The organism is Psychroserpens mesophilus (assembly GCF_050617655.1).
GTDB classification, from domain to species: Bacteria; Bacteroidota; Bacteroidia; order Flavobacteriales; family Flavobacteriaceae; genus Psychroserpens; species Psychroserpens mesophilus_A.
The window spans coordinates 61,664-80,880 of sequence record NZ_JBODQC010000011.1; the positions used below are offsets into that span (position 1 = coordinate 61,664).

The window sequence follows — 19,217 nt, forward strand, 5'->3', positions numbered from 1 at the left end:
GATTGATGATTAATAATCTCCCAGAGTTTCAGGATTTTGTGCTAATCCAATTTCTAATTGCTCATCATTTGGAGCTTTACCATGCCAAGCGTGAGTATGCATCATAAAATCAACACCATTGCCCATAATTGTTTTTAATAAGACACAAACTGGTTTTCCTTTTCCAGTTTTTGATTTTGCAACTTCCATCCCTTTAATAACTTCGTCAATAGTATTACCTTGATTAATTTCTATAACTGTCCAACCAAAAGCTTCAAATTTATCTTTAAGATTACCCATTGGAAGCACAACATCTGTTGGTCCATCAATTTGTTGTCCGTTTAAATCAATAGTAGAAATGATATTATCAACATTATTTGCTGCAGCATACATAATACCTTCCCAGTTTTGCCCTTCTTGTAATTCACCATCACCATGCAAACTGTATACGAGGTGTGCATCGTTATTTAATTTTTTTGTTTGAGCAGCACCTAAGGCAACACTAAAACCTTGTCCGAGTGAACCAGAAGCAACTCTTACACCAGGTAGTCCTTCATGTGTTGTTGGATGTCCTTGTAATCTTGAATTAATAAGCCTGAATGTATTTAATTCATCTACAGGAAAATAACCTGATCGAGCAAGAACACTATAAAAAACAGGTGAAATATGACCATTTGAAAGAAAGAAAAGGTCTTCACCAATTCCATCCATATCAAAAGTATCTTTTCGGTCCATGATGTTTTGATAAAGTGCGACGAAGAATTCGGCACATCCTAAAGAACCTCCTGGATGACCTGAATTTACTTTGTGTACCATTCGTAAAATATCTCTACGAACTTGTGTTGTTAAGTCTTGTAATTGTTGTGTGTTTGGCATATAAATAGTGTGAATAATTTCAGCATCAAAAATAAAGTTTTCATAGGCCTAATCAAAAATTGAAACCTGTCACTTATTAACGATTTTGGACAGTTGCTAACAATTTAAATTGCAATGAAAATATAGAATTAGATTTTTAAGTTTTCCGAAGTATAATTTTATTAAATGTTTAAGACCATAATACATCTAGATAATTATCTTTGCTCACTGATTCACCTATTTTATGAATTTTGAACTAAAAGCAAACGATCCTCAAAGTAAGGCCAGAGCTGGAGTATTAACCACAGATCATGGTCAGATTGAGACACCAATATTTATGCCTGTCGGAACTGTGGCATCAGTTAAAGGTGTTCACCAGAGGGAACTTAAAAATGACATCAATCCAGATATCATACTTGGAAATACTTATCATCTGTACCTTAGACCACAAACAGCAATTTTAGAGAAAGCTGGAGGTTTACATAAGTTTATGAATTGGGACAGAAATATTTTGACCGATTCTGGAGGATATCAAGTGTATTCGTTATCTGCAAACCGTAAAATCAAGGAAGAAGGTGTAAAGTTTAAATCACATATTGATGGTAGTTATCATGTGTTTACTCCTGAAAATGTTATGGAAATTCAACGTAGTATTGGAGCAGATATTATAATGGCTTTTGACGAATGTACACCTTACCCATGTGATTATAACTATGCAAAAAGATCCATGCATATGACACATCGCTGGTTAGAACGTTGTTTAAAGCATTTAGAAAAAACACCTTTTACGTATGATTATGAGCAAACATTTTTTCCTATTGTTCAAGGAAGTACATATAAAGATTTAAGACAGCAGTCTGCAGAATATATTGCAAATGCAGGAGCTCAGGGAAATGCTATAGGTGGTTTATCTGTTGGTGAACCTGCTGAAGAAATGTATGCCATGACAGATGTGGTTTGTGATATTTTACCTTGGGATAAGCCTCGCTATTTAATGGGAGTTGGAACTCCAATAAATATTTTGGAAAATATAGCTCTAGGTGTTGATATGTTTGACTGCGTCATGCCTACACGTAATGCCAGAAATGGGATGTTATTTACAGCGCATGGTTCAATTAATATTAAAAACCTGAAATGGGCTGATGATTTTTCACCTATCGATGAGATGGGAATCACTTTTGTAGATACAGAATATAGCAAAGCATATTTGAGACATTTGTTTACTGTAAATGAATTATTAGGAAAGCAAATAGCAACCATACACAATCTCGGATTTTACATGTGGTTGGTAAGAGAAGCTAGAAAACATATCTTAGCAGGAGATTTTAGAGAATGGAAAGATAAAATGGTAAAACAAATGGATAAACGCTTGTAATGTTAAAAATACTGGATTGGTACATATTAAAACGCTATTTGTTCACATTTTTAATGATGTTGTTGCTGTTTATTCCAATTGGAATTACAGTGAATTTAGCTGAAAAAATAGGAGGCATTTTAGAGCACAATGTTCCGTTTCCAGCAGTCGCGCAATATTATTTAGATTTTACAATTTATTTTGCAAATTTATTATTCCCAGTATTTTTATTTTTATCTGTAATCTGGTTTACCTCTAAGCTAGCCAACAATACAGAAATTGTAGCATTTTTAAGCTCAGGAGTATCTTTTACACGTTTTTTAAGACCATACATTATAGGTGCAACAATAGTGTCTGCTTTTGCTTTATTACTGGGATTGTACCTGGCACCAAAAGCAAGTAAAGGGTTTAATACTTTTAAGTATAAATATTTAAAAAATAATTCGAATATTGTTCAGACTCAGAATATTTACAGACAGATCAATGATAACGAATTTATTTATGTAAGTAGTTTTGATTTGAACTCAAAACGAGGCAACCATTTTACACTTGAACATTTTGAAGGCAATAAATTAATCTATAAAATTTCAGCAAACTCAATTACGTATGTAGATTCTATTTACAGACTTAGCAATTATGAAAAAAGATTTGTAGGTAAGCATGGTGATATCATTGAAACCACCAGAAGAAAAGATACGTTGTTCCCATTTGATGTAGATGACTTAACACCTGTTGAATACATAGCAGAAACCCTTCAGTATGGAGAACTTGATAGGTTTATTGAAAAAGAAAAACAAAGAGGCTCTTCAAATATTGGTCGTTATGAAGTTGTAAAGTATAAGAAATGGAGTTTGCCAGTTTCTGTGTTTATTCTAACGATTATCGCTGTTGCTGTATCTTCCGTAAAAAGAAGAGGAGGAATGGGAGTCAATTTAGCCTTTGGGATTACAGCTGCAATGATTTATGTTTTTTTTGATAAAGTATTTGGTGTGCTGGCAGAACAATCTGATTTCTCTCCAATAATTGCTGTATGGTTTCCTAATGTGGTTTTTGGTATATTAGCATTATATCTTCTGTATAATGCCAAACGCTAAAACCAAGAATTACCTTCACCTTCATTTTTTAGTCTTCATTGCTGGCTTTACTGCTATTTTAGGAGAATTAATTTCTATAGGTTCTACAGCTCTGGTATGGTACCGAATGTTAATTGCTGGTGTTTTAATGTATGGATACATTAAGATTATTAAACTAAAAATTAGAGTAGATACTAAAACGAAACTTAAGTTTTTTGGAGCAGGAATAATCATTGCTTTGCATTGGATTACCTTTTTTGAAGCCATTAATCAATCTAACGTATCGATTACTCTGGCAATGTTTTCTACAGGAGCTTTTTTTGCTTCGTTTATTGAACCATTAATCTATAAACGAAGAATTATTTGGTATGAAATTATTTTTGGAATCATTGTCATTGTTGGAGTGTTTTTAATTACACAAAGTGAAATCAAGTATATAAATGGAATTGTTTTAGGAATAATTTCAGCATTGTTTTCAACGTTATTTGCTGTGATTAATGGTCGGTTTATTGAAGTTCATCAAGCTACAGTTATTTCATTTTATGAATTTATAAGTGGTGTGGTATTCTTAACGCTTTTTATTTTCATATTTCAAGATGGTTTTAGTTTAGAATTTTTTAACCTCAGTAGTTCAGATTGGATTTATCTTTTAATATTAGCTTCAGTTTGTACCGCTTATGCCTTTATAGGATCGGTAGATGTCATGCGGTTAATTAGTCCTTATACTGTAATCTTAACCTATAATTTAGAACCAATTTATGGCATTATTTTGGCTATATTATTATTTCCTGAAAAAGAAATCATGAGTACTCAGTTTTATTATGGCGCTATTTTAATATTAGGAACAGTACTTATGGATGCTTTATTGAAAAATATCAAACGCAAAAATAAAGCACCTTCAATACTTGATAAAACTGATTAAAGTTTGTCTTGGTATGATGATATTCATTATTTTTGTTAAACGAGAAAATCGAGCTTACCTTTCGCATGCCTACAATAGAAAAAATATGTAGTTTTGTATGCTAACTAAAATTAAACAATTGTTTAAATGGAATATTTAGAATTTGAACTTCCTATAAAAGAATTGCAGGAGCAACTAGAAAAATGTCAAATCATTGGTGAAGAAAGTGAAGTTGATGTTACTGAAACATGTAAAAAGATTGAAAAAAAACTAGCTCAAACCAAAAAGGATATTTATAAAAATCTTACAGCTTGGCAACGTGTACAACTGTCACGTCATCCCGACAGACCTTACACTTTAGATCACATCAAAGCACTTTGTGGAGATTCATTTTTAGAGCTTCATGGCGATAGAAATGTTAAAGATGATAAAGCTATGATTGGTGGTTTAGGCAAAATAGGAGACCAAACTTACATGTTTGTAGGGCAACAAAAAGGATATAACACCAAAACAAGACAGTACAGAAATTTTGGAATGTCTAATCCTGAAGGATATCGCAAAGCTTTACGCTTAATGAAATCTGCTGAAAAATTTGGAATCCCAATCGTCACTTTAATCGATACTCCTGGAGCTTATCCTGGTTTGGAAGCTGAAGAACGCGGACAAGGAGAAGCAATTGCCAGAAACATATTGGAAATGTCTCGTCTTAAAGTACCTATAATAGCCATCGTTATTGGTGAAGGAGCTTCAGGTGGAGCATTAGGTATTGGTGTTGGAGATCGTGTTTTAATGTTAGAGAATGCATGGTATTCTGTAATATCTCCTGAAAATTGTTCTTCCATATTATGGAGAAGTTGGGATCAGAAAGAACAAGCCGCTGAAGCTTTAAAATTGACAGCTACTGATGCTAAAAAATTAAAGGTTGTCGATGGTATTATCAAGGAGCCTTTAGGTGGAGCACATTCTGATCGAGAAGCTACTTTTTTGGCAGTTAAGAAAGCTATTGAATCAAATTATGAAGAACTTAAAAACTTATCACCAAAAGATTTGGTAACTCAACGTATGGACAAATACTTATCCATGGGAGTTTTTAAAGGTTAATCCTTATAACATAAAGGATTGAAAAAACTGAAACCATAAGTTTCGGTTTTTTTTATCACTATTAACAATATATACAAGTTATTAACAGTTAAATTGTTGATGACCTGTTAAGATTGAAAATTTCGTAAATTCAGTTTTAGGTCTCAATTGTTTTACATTCGCAGTTATGAAGCAACCCAACCCAATACAAGGCTATAAAGTCGATAAAAGCACAATTATTAGCTTAGAAAAAGGAAAAATACCTCCTCAAGCTATTGATTTAGAGGAAGTTGTGCTTGGCGCAATGATGATTGACAAGAAAGGTGTCGATGAGGTTATTGACATCTTAAGTGCCGAAGCTTTTTACAAGGAAGCTCATAAAATTATCTTCGAAGCAATTTTCAAATTATTTGAAAACAGTGAACCTATCGATTTATTAACCGTTTCGAGCCAACTTAAGAAAGACGCAAAATTAGATTTGATTGGTGGTGATTTTTATCTTATTTCTTTAACCCAACGTGTGTCGTCTTCAGCTCATATTGAATTCCATGCTCGTATCATTCTTCAAAAGTATATTCAACGTAGTTTGATTAAAATTTCAAATGAAATTATAGAAGAAGCTTACGATGAAACTAAAGATGTTTTTGATTTGTTAGACAACGCTGAAGCAAAACTTTACGAAGTAACTCAAGGGAACGTTAAAAAATCTACCGAAACGGCTCAAAGTTTAGTGATTCAGGCCAAAAAGAAAATAGAAGAGATTTCTAATAAAGAAGGAATGAGTGGTATTCCAACAGGATTTACCAAACTCGACAAATTAACTTCTGGATGGCAACCGAGTGACTTAATCATTATTGCAGCTCGTCCTGGTATGGGTAAAACAGCATTAACATTAACAATGGCGAGAAATATTGCTGTTGATAGTAATATTCCTGTGGCATTTTTCTCTTTAGAAATGTCTTCAGTGCAATTAATAACGCGTTTGATTTCTTCTGAAACGAACCTGTCTTCAGAAAAATTAAGAACTGGTAAATTAGAAAAGCACGAATGGGAACAATTAAATGTTAAAGTAAAAACCTTAGAAAAAGCACCTTTATTTATTGATGATACGCCTTCATTATCAATTTTTGACTTAAGAGCAAAAGCACGTCGTCTGGCATCTCAATATGGTATTAAAATGATTATGATTGATTACTTGCAGTTAATGACAGCAGGTGGAAGTCAAAAAGGAGGAAATCGAGAACAAGAAATATCAACCATTTCCCGTAATCTAAAAGCATTGGCTAAAGAATTATCTATTCCTGTGATTGCTTTATCTCAGTTATCACGTGCTGTTGAAACTCGAGGAGGAAGCAAACGACCGTTGTTGTCAGATTTACGTGAATCTGGAGCCATTGAGCAAGATGCCGATATTGTAAGTTTTATTTACAGACCAGAGTACTATAAAATTGATGAATGGGACGATGACGATCGCTCTCCAACCGAAGGTCAAGGTGAATTTATTGTCGCCAAACATAGAAATGGTGGTTTAGAAAATATCAGATTGAAATTTATCGGTCACTTAGGTAAGTTTGATAATCTTGATGATTTTGATACACCTTTTGGTGAGTTTCATTCTAAAATGAATGCTGCCGCAAATGACGATACGTTTAAAACAGATCATTTTCCATCACCTTCAGATGCTTTCGATGCACCAGAAGAAGATGACAATGATGTGCCTTTTTAAGATTTTTTAGGGAAGAATATTAACTAATTAACTTAAATTTGTTAGTTCATCAAGACTAAATAATTGCCTCATGTTAGAAGAAAGACGTACCACTAATACACTCTTATTATTTATAGTAATTCCTTTGGTATTCTACTTACTAAAGCTTCTGTCTTTTATATTTATTCCTCTTATTTCATCAATGTTCATCGCATTACTATTTTTACCTTTAATGCGTTGGTTAGGTAGGAGAAATGTACCTAGGTTAGTAAGTATAATTATTGTGATTTCTCTTATCGCTATTGGTGTTTTTATTGGTGTGGAACTGGTTCAATTGTCTAGCCGACAAATTTTATCGAACAACACAGGTTTCTTTGGTAAAGCTGAAATAAAAATCAATGATTTAATGCTGTACTTGCAGAATAAATTTGGAATTATTTATGACACAGATAGTAACCTTTTTGCTCAATTTTTTCAGAAAGAAAATATAGGATCTACATTTGATTTTATTAGAAAATTTCTAACAAATATATTGATGATTACCTTTTTTACCATCTTATGGCTATCAGAATCTATCAATATGCATAAGGTGATGAACAACACCATTTTAAAACGAAAACACACGTCTATAAAGGCATTTATGAAAATAGAAAAAGACTTAATCACATTTATTAAAGTAAAGTTTTTAGTCAGCTTATTAACAGGTGTTTTTACAGGATTGGCTTGTGTGTTTTTTGATGTAAGCTTTCCTATTTTTTGGGGACTTTTTGCGTTTTTAATCAATTTTGTTCAAATGGTCGGCTCATTCATTTCAGTGATACTTCTATCCATTTTTGCCTTTGTTGAATTAGATCCAACAAGCACCTTATTTTTCTTTATTTTATCGATTACTGGTGTACAAGTTATATTTGGAGCAATTCTAGAACCTATATTTATGGGAAAATCTTTTTCAATAAATGTAATTACAGTACTTATTATGTTGATGCTTTGGGGTTTTATTTGGGGAATTCCAGGTTTAATTATGGCCATTCCAATTACAGTGTTTATTAAAATTATTTTAGAACAATTTCCAGGCACCAAGGTAATTGCCTCTCTCTTGTCTGGACCTGAACGTTCTATAAAGCCACTTAAATAAACATTCCCTTTGATATGCTTTCCCAGAAGACTCTATATGTAAACTTTAAAAGAATCGTATCGTTTTAAAGTTATGTAAGCCTATATATCTTTTTCTTATCTTTCAGAATCATATCTAATTCATTTCACATGGTTCACGGAACACATAATGCTGTTGCAGACGACAGAAATAAAAACATAAAGATTTATATCAATGGCGAATTCTTTAATAGAGAAGATGCAAAAATATCTGTGTTTGATAGTGGTTATCTGGTAGGTGATGGTATTTGGGAGGCCTTACGCTTACATCAAGGTGTTTTGGTGTTTCTTGATGATCATCTGGAACGTCTATGGATGTCTGCTGCAACGGTTGGTATGCAATTACCATTTACTAAAGATGAATTAATACATACCATATGGAGCGTTCTCAAAAAAAATGATATGACAGATGATGTCCATGTTAGAATAATGATTACCAGAGGCATCAAAAAAACACCTTCTCAAGATCCAAGATTAACGATTTCCGGACCTAATATTGTAATCATTCCTGAATATAAAAAAGCTTCCGAAGACAGTAAAAACAAAGGAATCACGTTATTTACAAGTACGATTAGAAGAGGTTCTCCAGATTATCTCGATCCAAGATTGAATTGCCATAGCAAACTCCATGAAGTTCAGGCGCTCATTCAAGCCATTGAAGCAGGAGCAGATGAAGCTTTAATGCTCGATGTGAATGGTTTTGTGTCTACTTGTAATGCAACAAACTTTTTTATCGTTAAAAACGGAGAGGTTTGGACATCAACTGGTCAATATTGTATGAATGGTATTACGAGAGCTAAAGTGATTGAAGCCTGTCTTAGAAATGGAATTGTTTGTCATCAAAAAAACTTTTCGCTATTTGATGTGTATGGAGCAGATGAAGCTTTTGTAACCGGAACATTTGGTGGATTAACACCAGTGACAAAAATTGATGGAAGGCGAATAGGAGAACAGACTTATGGAGATATAACCAGAGCACTTTCAGGATTTTATAAGGATTTAATTAAAGAAGCTGTTAGCAATGAAAAGTAATTTAATTAAGAGAATTTCATTGTGGTCTGGTCCAAGAAATATTTCAACTGCATTGATGTATAGTTTCGCACAAAGAAAAGACACGAAAGTGTTTGACGAACCTTTATATGCCTATTACCTTAGGAATACTAACGCAAAAAACTATCATCCTGGCGCAAAAACTATTTTAAAAACCATGGACAATGATGGTGATAAAGTCGTGAACATGATGCTTAATTATTCTGAAAAACCAGTTTTATTTTTTAAAAACATGACGCATCACCTTCTGGATTTAGATAGGAGTTTTATGACTAATATTTACAATGTTATTCTCACTCGAAATCCTGAGGAAATGTTACCTTCATTTGCTAAAGTGATAGCACATCCAACGATGAATGATGTTGGCTATAAGTTACATATGGATTTGGTTGACTATTTTGAAGAAAAAAATATCAAGTATGTTGTTTTAGATGCAAAAAAGGTCTTGTCAAATCCTGAACATGTTCTTAAACAATTGTGTCATCATGTTGACATCCCTTTTGATAAAAATATGTTAGAGTGGCAGCCTCAAAAGCTAGAAGAAGATGGTGTTTGGGCAGAATATTGGTATGAAAATGTTCATAAATCTTCTAAATTTTCATCTTATAAACCAAAAACAGATCCCTTTCCTGAGCATTTAATTCCGCTATTGAACGAATGCATGCCTTACTACAATCAATTATCACAGTTAGCGTTATCTTAAAAAAGCATCGTTTTAACTAAAAAACCTAAAACTATATTAAAGCATTTAGTTTGGGAATAATTTTTAAGTATCTTTCGATTATGAAGAAGACATTTGCCCTTATCGTATTTTTATGTATAGCTTTTAATAGTTATGCGTCTTACATTCTAATTCCAATGGATTCAGAAGGTCAGCAAAATCATTTAAAAGCTTATGGTGTAACGTATTGGACACTTGAAAAACAAGCAAAAGTAAAATGGTTATTAAACTATAAAGGAGGCTCATTCTTATTACCTGATTCTGAAGAAATTCGTCGTGAATGTACCATTCGAGGTGTAAGTTTTGAAGTAATTTCTAATTCTAAAGCTGAAGAGATTCTCGATATAATTGCTAGTCCGTCGCAAAACATGGAAGCAGTAGTTTTGGAAAAAGCTCCTAAAATTGCAGTCTATTCACCAAGCGGATTACAACCTTGGGATGATGCTGTAACAATGGTATTAACGTATGCTGAAATTCCATATGAAACCATTTATGATGAAGAAGTACTGAATGATGGGTTGTTGTTATTTGATTGGCTACACTTACATCATGAAGATTTTACAGGACAATATGGTAAATTTTACAGAGCCTACAAATCGGCATCCTGGTATATTCAAGAAAAAAAAGAAGCTGAAACATTAGCACTGAAGCTGGGTTATGACAAAGTATCACAAGAAAAATTAGCTGTCGCAAAAAAAATACGCGATTATGTTGTTGGAGGAGGCTTCATGTTTGCTATGTGCAGCGCTACTGATAGTTTTGATATTGCATTGTCTGCTGAAGGTGTAGATATTTGTGAACCCATGTTTGATGGTGATGGAAGTGACCCTAGTTATCAAAGTAAGATAGATTATAACAGAACATTTGCCTTTAAAGATTTTTTATTAGAGCGTAATCCTAATGTGTATGAATTTTCATCAATAGATATGACCCAAAAGCGCCGAATTCCTCCAACGACAGATTATTTTTCTTTAATGGAATTTTCAGCAAAATGGGATCCAATTCCATCGATGTTATGTCAAAATCATACAGCATTGGTTAAGGGATTTATGGGACAAACAACGTCATTCACAAGAGATGAAATAAAATCTAATGTTCTGGTCATGGGAGAGAATAAAACCAATGGCGAAGCAAAATACATTCATGGTATTAAAGGAAAAGGGTTCTTTACATTTTATGGAGGTCACGATCCTGAAGATTATACTCATAAAGTTGGAGATCCAAAAACCGAATTAGATTTGCATCCAACATCTCCAGGATATCGTTTAATTTTGAATAATGTGTTGTTTCCTGCAGCTAAAAAGAAAAAGCAAAAGACATAATTCGTTATTTGATATTAAAGGTTGAAATTTTCACATGAATGAGGTAATAAGCTTGGCATAACTAAAATAAATCAAAAAAATTGAAATTCGTACTCAAACAATTTTTTAAGCTTTTAATTTATTCGATTGCTTTCTGGTCGTTTGCATTCTGTTTTTTTATTCTAATACGTTATTATGGTAGAAATCATGAGCAGGTTTCTACGGTTCAGTTGAATGAGATTACAACCGCTTCTGAATATTTAGTTTTTGGATTGATATTGGGAGTAATGGTAGGTTCAGTATATGCTATTATAGAGTTCCTTTTTGATAAATTTCTTTCCAAAATATTGCATCTCGGTTTTATATTACTTTTCAAATTTTTAATTTATTTTATATTTTTAATATTTTCTTTAACGCTCATCGCTTACTTGGCTGAAGCTTATATAAAAGTCGATTTTCCAAATCAGAGAGGCTGGTGGATTTCCAATAAAATATTCTGGATTGTAGCACTCTATTTTGTGCTTTGCTCATTAATTTTCTCTTTTATGAGATTAACTAACGATAAATTTGGTAAGGGAGTGATTCTCAACATGATTATTGGTCGCTATAGAAAACCTCGTGAAGTAGAACGTATTTTGATGTTTATTGATTTAAAATCATCAACAACCATAGCTGAGGAATTAGGACATTTAAGCTATAGTCGCTTCATACAGGATTGTTTTTACTATTTAAATAGGATTGTTGGAAAATATGATGCAGAAATTTATCAATACGTAGGAGATGAAGCTGTTTTAACATGGCATTTAAAAAAAGGGGTAAACAAGTTAAATTGTCTTAATTTGTTTTTCGAATACGATCGAAAACTCAAAAAGAATTCCAGGTATTTTATAAAAAAATATGGAGTAATACCAGAATTCAAGGCAGGACTTCATTCCGGTAAAATAATAATTACCGAAGTTGGTACAGTAAAAAAAGAACTTGCTTACCATGGAGACGTCATCAATACAACCTCCCGAATACAAGAACAATGTAATGAGTATCAAGAATCATTATTAATTTCTGAAGACCTATTGCATAACCTTAAGTTGACACCTAAATTTAAGTCTTTACCTCTTGGAGAGGAACTCTTAGAAGGGAAAACAGAAACTTTAAAATTGCATGCTATTCAACTTAGCCATCAATCATAGTTTTCTTTACTGACTATTTTAATGAGAACCTACATGACATCCACATGTTCCTCTGGTAAAACTCTGTGTGTTTTCATGCCACTGAAAAGCTTGATTATATTTGTTGTTTTCCCAATAGAATTTGCCACGTTCTTTGGGATGATTACCAATTTCATTCATGGTTTCAGTGTCGTACATTCTGCCATTAATCATGGTATAAATGATACTTTCAGAGTGTCTAATATCTTCTAACGGATTTTTATCCATGACAATTAAATCGGCTAGTTTCCCTACTTTAAGAGATCCAATATCATTTCCGGCTCCAATATAATTTGCACCATTAATAGTGGCTGCTTTTAATGCGTCATGATTTGATAATCCACCTTGCTGAAGCATCCATAACTCCCAGTGTGCGCCAAGACCTTGTAATTGTCCGTGAGCACCAAGATTGACCTTAACACCTGCATCGCTTAAAGATTTCATTGTTTCTGAAACAAGAATATGCCCATTTTTATATTCTTCATCAGGAATCATAATACGATGTCTTGAACGTGAATCGATAATGCCTCTGGGTGTATATTTCAGAAGTTTTTCATTTTCCCAAACATTGGTATTTTGATACCAATACATTTCGCCATTTATCCCACCATAATTCACAATAAGAGTAGGCGTATAACCTACATTGCTATGTCCCCAAAGTTCTAATACATCTTTATATACTGGAGCTACAGGAATATTGTGTTCAACACCTGTATGTCCATCTATAACCATGGTGATGTTGTGATAAAATGTAGATCCACCTTCAGGAACTACAAAGATACCTTCTTCACGTGCAGCTTGCAGAACCTGTTGTCTTTGCTCACGTCTTGGCTGATTATAACTTTTAACAGACAACGCACCAAATGCTTTGGTCCTTCTAATTGATGAACGCGCATCTTCAAGATTATTGATTACTGCTTTAAAATCGCCATCAGCACCATATAGAATAAAACCTGTAGAGTAGAGACGAGGACCAACGAGCGTTCCGTTTTTTTGTAATTCGGAAAGTGCAAAAACAGTTTCAGAATGTGCCGAAGGATCATGTGCTGTAGTGACACCAAAAGCAAGATTAGCATAAAACTGCCAGTGCTTTTGAGTTGTTAATCCATAACGAAAACCACCAATATGCGCATGAGCATCAACCATTCCAGGCATAATTGTTTTCCCTGTTACATCATAAACTTTAGCGTTAGAAGGTATTGAGATTTCTGAAGTCTTACCTATAGCTTCAATCCTGTTATTATTAATTACGATGGTACCATTTTCAATAACTTCATTACCTTCCATAGTAATAATTCGTGCACCTTTAAGCGCTATTTTACCTTGAGGTTTATCTGTTTTTACTTCTAAATTAATTTTGGTGCCATTTTCAATAAGCTCTGTGTCTTCGGAAGCTTTAGCCGAATAATACATATTTCCTAACGTCCAGTGAATCATTTTACTATCTTCTGACCAATGTAAATTTATACCAGCATCTTTTGAAAGTTGAGTGATTGGAACAAACTTGCTTTTATCTGTCAAATCTAAAGTTTGTCCAGCTTTGGGCATTGGAGCCATATATACTTTGTGCAAATGGACAAATGCAATCCAGTTTCCGTCAGGACTTGGAACCAATATGTTTCCATGTTTTGATTTCACAAGAATACGTTCTTTAAAACCATTGAGATTTACACTTTTTAATTCTTTAGTCAATTCACCAAAAAACTGTCCGCCTTTTTGATATATTATCCTAGAGTCATCTTTATTAAACATAGGATAATCACCTTCTTTTGTAACTAATTTAGGATTTGATCCATCCGCATTCATCAAATACAAACCTGTCTTTTTATCAAAAGTGTGGCCTTGTTCATTGTTGCCTCCTTCTTTTCTGTAGACTATATGTTTCCCGTTATGGGAGTATGACGGATTTCTATAAATTCCTTTTTCAGAAGTCAATTTAGTTGAGCTTCCACCAGAAGCAGGTATGGTATGTATTGCACCTAAATTTTCATCGTTCCAAGTCACATAGGTAATGGTTTTTCCGTTAGGAGAGTAGCTAGGTTCAAATTCAAAATCGGCTCCAGATGTGAGGCGTTTCGCTTTTCCGTTTGGCAATTTTTGAGTATATAAGTAACCTAAGGCATTAAACACTATTGATGTTTCATCAGGAGACGTTACGACATGGCGAATCACTTTGGCATCAAAAGTTTCAGGAGCTACAGGAGTGTCAAATTCAATAGCTTCAGCAATTTTAATAGTAGCATCCACTTCAAAAGGAATATTAGATACCTGTAAAGTCTTGCTATTGATTTTGTTTATTTTTCCTCCAGACCAGATGATGATATCTTCGTTATTTGGCATCCAGTTATAGTTAGTATATACTCCAAAAATGGCCCAGGCTTCCTGTTGATCTTTATTAAGTTCATCATAAATAGGCCATTCTTCGCCAGTTTCTAAATCATGAATATATAACACCGATTTTGTACGTACACGTTTGATAAATGCCAGTTGTTTTCCATCTCTGGAAATTTGTGGACGGGCTGCTCCTCCAGGTCCACCAGTTACTCTGTTGATTTCACCAGTTTCAATGTTGTAGCGGTTAATAACATAGATTTGGCTATTAGGATCTTTATTATATTGAAAGTATCCTCCAGGATAAACATCTTCGCTATAGTATAAATATTTACCATCAGGAGATAATGTGGGTTCATTAACATCCTGTTGATCATTTTTCTTTTTTGTTAGCTGAATACCACTTCCGCCAGTTTTATGATACATCCATAGTTCACCAGCGCCAAGTGAGCGACCAGAAGTAAAATGTTTTCTAGCAATAAGGTAATTGCTGTCTGGAGTCCAAACAGCATTATTAAGCAATCTGAATGTTTCTTTAGTCACTTGTTTTGCATCAGAACCATCACTTTTCATAACCCAGATATTATCTCCTCCACCAGCATCACTGGTAAATGAAATGTATGCTCCATCAGGACTAAATCGTGGTTGGATTTCAAAGGCAAGCCCTTCTCTTAAAACGCTAGCTTTTCCGCCATTAATATCTAATTTATAGATATCGCCTAAGAGATCAAAAACGATTGATTTCCCATCAGGACTCACATCGAGGTTCATCCAGGTTCCTTCGTTTGTAGATAATTTCAATTCTTTAAAGTTCCAGTTACCTTCAGGATTGGATACGTCCCAAGATGTTTCTTCAGATTTGTCTTGACTAAATGAGCTAAAAGTAATGAGTAGAAAAAGGGTTGTAATGAGTTGAATGTGCTTCATGAAATAAATTTTAATAAACCTGTAAGTTAATTATAAATAATGAAAAGAACAGTTAATTTGAATTGTGAAATTCTAATTCATTGTGGAATAAATATAAAAAAACCGATTCAGAAATGAATCGGTTTTTATAAGCGAATTGTTATTATTATTTAGGCGAACGCCTTACTTAACTTTGTTTACTATTGCTTCAAAAGCTTCTGGGTTATTCATCGCTAAATCTGCAAGAACTTTACGGTTCAATTCGATATTATTAGCTTTAAGTTTTCCCATAAATTTTGAATAGCTCATTCCATGTTGTCTGGCACCTGCGTTGATACGCATAATCCATAATGAACGGAATGTTCTCTTTTTTACTCTACGGTCTCTGTACGAATATTGCATCGCTTTATCAACCGCATTTTTTGCTACTGTCCAAACGTTTTTACGTCTTCCGAAGTAACCTTTTGCTTGCTTAAGAACCTTTTTTCTTCTGGCTCTTTTCGCTACTGAATTTACTGATCTTGGCATTTCTTAAATTGTTTTTTTTGTAGTAGGCGGTCAAATATTGACACTTGCTAAATTGTTTTGCCTAACTCCAGGGTTTATAATTTGTTTTAACCGATTAAAACGATCTTACTTTAAACGTAACATTGTTTTAATATTGTCCTCATCTGCTTTGTGAACCAAAGTGTCATGAGTTAAAGCCAGCTTACGCTTTTTCGATTTTTTTGTCAAAATATGACTCTTAAAAGCGTGCTTTCTTTTAATTTTACCAGTGCCAGTGAGTTTAAAACGTTTCTTAGCACTTGATTTGGTTTTCATTTTAGGCATTGTTTCCTAGTTTTATTTACGTTTCGCTTATTATCTTAATAGCTGAACTTTTCAGCTTATTTTGCTTTTTTTGGCGCAATGAACATGGTCATACGCTTACCTTCTAATCTTGGCATTTGTTCTACTTTTCCTAAGTCTTCAAGATCTTGAGCTAATCTTAATAATAAGATTTGGCCTTGTTCTTTAAAAACAATTGAGCGACCTTTAAAGAAAACAAAAGCTTTCAATTTAGCTCCATCTCTTAAAAACTTCTCAGCGTGTTTCTTTTTAAATTCGTAGTCATGATCATCAGTTTGAGGACCGAAACGAATTTCTTTTATTGTCACTTTCGAAGCTTTTGCTTTCAGAGCTTTTTCACGTTTCTTCTGTTCGTAAAGAAACTTCTTATAGTCCATGACTTTACATACTGGAGGATCAGCTTTAGGAGATATTTCAACCAAATCAAACCCTTGTTCATCTGCAATGGCAAGTGCTTCTTTAGTAGAATAAATTCCAACTTCTACATTGTCACCAACAAGGCGTACCTTCTCAGCTCTAATTTTAGAGTTAATTTTGTGTTGATCTTCTTTTACTACTCGCTTGGAGTAATTTCTTCTTCGTATTGCTATGGCTTATATATTTTAGTTAAACTTAATTATTTTATTTAAATGTTTTTAATGTCTTTTTTATTTCACTATCAACAATTTCTGAAAATTCATCTACACTAATCATGCCTAAATCTTCACCACCATGTTGACGAACAGAAATTTTATTTTCATTTTCTTCGTTCTCACCAATAATAATCATAAAAGGGGTTTTATTCATTTCAGCTTCCCGAATTTTCTTACCTATAGTTTCATTTCTGTTATCAACGAGGGCGCGAATTTCGTTATTTTCTAGCAAATTTAAAACTTTTTCGGCGTATTTTTCATATTTCTCGCTAATTGATAATATAATTGCTTGGGTTGGCATAAGCCATATAGGGAAATTTCCACCTGTATGTTCAAGTAAAATAGCGATAAAACGTTCCATGCTTCCAAAAGGTGCACGATGTATCATAACTGGTCTGTGAAGCTCATTATCACTACCTTTATAAGTTAAATCAAATCGTTCAGGCAGGTTGTAATCGACTTGAATTGTTCCTAATTGCCAGTTTCTGCCTAACGCATCTTTTACCATGAAATCTAATTTTGGTCCGTAGAAAGCTGCTTCACCAGTTTCAACAACATAATCCAAACCTTTATCTATAGCAGCATTTAAAATGGCATTTTCAGCTTTTTTCCAGTTTTCGTCACTACCTATGTATTTTTCAGGATTTTCAGGATCTCTCAAAGATACCTGAGCCTTGAAATTTTCAAAACCTAATGAGCCAAAAACATATAAAACAAGATCGATAACATCTTTAAATTCTTTATCCAATTGGTCAGGAGTACAGAAAATATGAGCGTCATCTTGAGTAAATCCTCTAACTCGGGTTAAACCATGTAATTCACCACTTTGTTCATATCTGTATACTGTGCCAAATTCTGCATATCGTTTAGGTAGTTCTTTATAAGAAAATGGTCTTGTGTTATAGATTTCACAGTGATGAGGGCAATTCATAGGTTTTAATAAGAATTCTTCACCTTCAGCAGGAGTGTTTATAGGTTGAAAACTATCTTCACCATATTTAGCAAAGTGTCCAGATGTAACATACAGTTCTTTTTGTCCAATATGCGGTGTAACAACCATTTCATATCCAGCCTTTTTCTGGGCACTTTTTAAGAAATTTTCTAAACGTTCTCTGAGAGCGGCACCTTTTGGTAGCCATAGAGGAAGACCTTGACCTACTTTTTGTGAAAAAGTAAATAATTCAAGTTCTTTCCCAAGTTTTCTATGATCACGCTTCTTTGCTTCCTCTAATAAGTGTAAATACTCAGTTAGTTCTTTTTGTTTAGGAAATGATATTCCGTAAACACGTGTCAATTGCTTATTGTTTTCATCGCCTCTCCAATAAGCACCAGCTACAGATAATAATTTGACAGCTTTGATAATTCCAGTGTTAGGAATATGTCCTCCACGGCATAAATCTGTAAATGTAGAATGGTCGCAGAAAGTGATTGTGCCATCCTCAAGGTTTTCAATCAATTCAACTTTGTATTCATTGTTTTGAGATTTGTATAAAGAGAGTGCTTCATTTTTAGAAACAGAGCGCATTTTAAAATCGTGCTTGCCTCTGGCAATTTCCATCATCTTATTTTCAATGGTTTTAAAATCCTTTTCTGAAATCGCATTATCCCCAAAATCAACATCGTAATAAAAACCATTTTCAATAGCTGGACCAATAGATAGTTTTATACCTGGATAGAGTTCTTCGAGGGCTTGGGCTAAAACATGGGAACTTGAATGCCAAAAAGCTTTTTTGCCTTCATCATTTGTCCATGTATATAGTATCAATGAACCATCTGTTAATAATGGAGTAGAAGTTTCAATAGTTTCATTATTGAAGCTTGCTGAAATAACATTTCTTGCAAAGCCTTCACTTATATTTTTAGCAACTTCGATAGGAGTTATTCCTTTATCAAAATTTTTTATAGTACCATCAGGTAGTGTAATATTTATCATATAATGAATATAATTAGGAACGCAAAGATAACATCTTATATATTTAGATACAATAATAAGTTAACAGATAAAAAAAAATGCATATATATTAAAGAGAACTAGGGGTAACATGAAATCATAATCTTCAATCGTCTCATAATAAGGGTATAGCGAGTATTAATAAAAAAAGTTTCAAAAAAGATTAAAAAAG

At 33.4% G+C, this 19,217-nt stretch carries 16 protein-coding genes; 10 read left to right on the forward strand and 6 right to left on the reverse strand.

Annotation, left to right across the window (positions count from 1 at the left end):
* Window positions 1-9: 9 nt before the first annotated feature.
* Window positions 10-855 (reverse strand): transketolase, encoded by an 846-nt coding sequence (locus ACRHNM_RS14820; protein ID WP_431137433.1) that lies wholly within the window; start codon window positions 853-855, stop codon window positions 10-12.
* 223 nt (window positions 856-1,078) lie between these two features.
* Between ACRHNM_RS14820 and tgt the strand changes: the two genes are divergently transcribed.
* The 10 genes from tgt to ACRHNM_RS14870 all read left to right on the forward strand — a co-directional run bounded on the left by tgt (window position 1,079) and on the right by ACRHNM_RS14870 (window position 12,358).
* Window positions 1,079-2,209, forward strand: a complete 1,131-nt coding sequence (gene tgt / locus ACRHNM_RS14825) for a tRNA guanosine(34) transglycosylase Tgt (RefSeq protein WP_431137434.1) — start codon at window positions 1,079-1,081, stop codon at window positions 2,207-2,209.
* Window positions 2,209-3,282: an LptF/LptG family permease gene (locus ACRHNM_RS14830; RefSeq protein WP_431137435.1), complete on the forward strand. Its 1,074-nt coding sequence runs from the start codon at window positions 2,209-2,211 to the stop codon at window positions 3,280-3,282. The genes tgt and ACRHNM_RS14830 overlap by 1 nt, the downstream gene beginning before the upstream one ends.
* Window positions 3,269-4,183, forward strand: a complete 915-nt coding sequence (locus ACRHNM_RS14835; RefSeq protein ID WP_431137436.1) for a DMT family transporter — start codon at window positions 3,269-3,271, stop codon at window positions 4,181-4,183. Before ACRHNM_RS14830 ends, ACRHNM_RS14835 begins: the two co-directional genes overlap by 14 nt.
* A gap of 126 nt (window positions 4,184-4,309) precedes the next feature.
* Window positions 4,310-5,263 (forward strand): acetyl-CoA carboxylase carboxyltransferase subunit alpha, encoded by a 954-nt coding sequence (locus ACRHNM_RS14840; protein WP_431137437.1) that lies wholly within the window; start codon window positions 4,310-4,312, stop codon window positions 5,261-5,263.
* 166 nt (window positions 5,264-5,429) lie between these two features.
* Complete coding sequence (gene dnaB, locus ACRHNM_RS14845) at window positions 5,430-6,968, forward strand: replicative DNA helicase (protein ID WP_431137438.1); 1,539 nt, start codon at window positions 5,430-5,432, stop codon at window positions 6,966-6,968.
* Between the two features lie 70 nt (window positions 6,969-7,038).
* Window positions 7,039-8,082: an AI-2E family transporter gene (locus ACRHNM_RS14850; RefSeq protein ID WP_431137439.1), complete on the forward strand. Its 1,044-nt coding sequence runs from the start codon at window positions 7,039-7,041 to the stop codon at window positions 8,080-8,082.
* A 128-nt stretch (window positions 8,083-8,210) separates the two neighbouring features.
* Window positions 8,211-9,131, forward strand: coding sequence for an aminotransferase class IV (locus ACRHNM_RS14855; protein WP_431137440.1), 921 nt, complete (start codon window positions 8,211-8,213; stop codon window positions 9,129-9,131).
* Window positions 9,121-9,852: a sulfotransferase family protein gene (locus ACRHNM_RS14860; RefSeq protein ID WP_431137441.1), complete on the forward strand. Its 732-nt coding sequence runs from the start codon at window positions 9,121-9,123 to the stop codon at window positions 9,850-9,852. Before ACRHNM_RS14855 ends, ACRHNM_RS14860 begins: the two co-directional genes overlap by 11 nt.
* A 155-nt stretch (window positions 9,853-10,007) precedes the next feature.
* Window positions 10,008-11,192, forward strand: a complete 1,185-nt coding sequence (locus ACRHNM_RS14865) for an asparagine synthetase B (RefSeq protein ID WP_431137446.1) — start codon at window positions 10,008-10,010, stop codon at window positions 11,190-11,192.
* 80 nt (window positions 11,193-11,272) lie between these two features.
* On the forward strand, window positions 11,273-12,358 hold the full coding sequence (locus ACRHNM_RS14870) for an adenylate/guanylate cyclase domain-containing protein (protein ID WP_431137442.1): 1,086 nt from the start codon (window positions 11,273-11,275) through the stop codon (window positions 12,356-12,358).
* A gap of 18 nt (window positions 12,359-12,376) precedes the next feature.
* Here the strand turns inward: ACRHNM_RS14870 and ACRHNM_RS14875 are convergent, their stop codons facing one another.
* The 5 genes from ACRHNM_RS14875 to thrS form a co-directional block, all read right to left on the reverse strand.
* A complete protein-coding gene (locus ACRHNM_RS14875; protein WP_431137443.1) occupies window positions 12,377-15,634 on the reverse strand; it encodes an amidohydrolase family protein in 3,258 nt (1,085 codons plus the stop codon).
* 162 nt (window positions 15,635-15,796) lie between these two features.
* A complete protein-coding gene (rplT, locus tag ACRHNM_RS14880; protein WP_040250654.1) occupies window positions 15,797-16,141 on the reverse strand; it encodes a 50S ribosomal protein L20 in 345 nt (114 codons plus the stop codon).
* A gap of 105 nt (window positions 16,142-16,246) precedes the next feature.
* On the reverse strand, window positions 16,247-16,444 hold the full coding sequence (gene rpmI / locus ACRHNM_RS14885) for a 50S ribosomal protein L35 (protein ID WP_019388182.1): 198 nt from the start codon (window positions 16,442-16,444) through the stop codon (window positions 16,247-16,249).
* Window positions 16,445-16,500: 56 nt separating this feature from the next.
* Window positions 16,501-16,995 carry a translation initiation factor IF-3 gene (infC, locus tag ACRHNM_RS14890; protein ID WP_431137447.1) on the reverse strand — a complete coding sequence of 165 codons (495 nt, stop codon included), beginning with the start codon at window positions 16,993-16,995 and terminating at the stop codon, window positions 16,501-16,503.
* An 88-nt stretch (window positions 16,996-17,083) separates the two neighbouring features.
* Window positions 17,084-19,027, reverse strand: a complete 1,944-nt coding sequence (thrS, locus tag ACRHNM_RS14895; protein ID WP_431137444.1) for a threonine--tRNA ligase — start codon at window positions 19,025-19,027, stop codon at window positions 17,084-17,086.
* Between the last annotated feature and the right edge of the window lie 190 nt (window positions 19,028-19,217).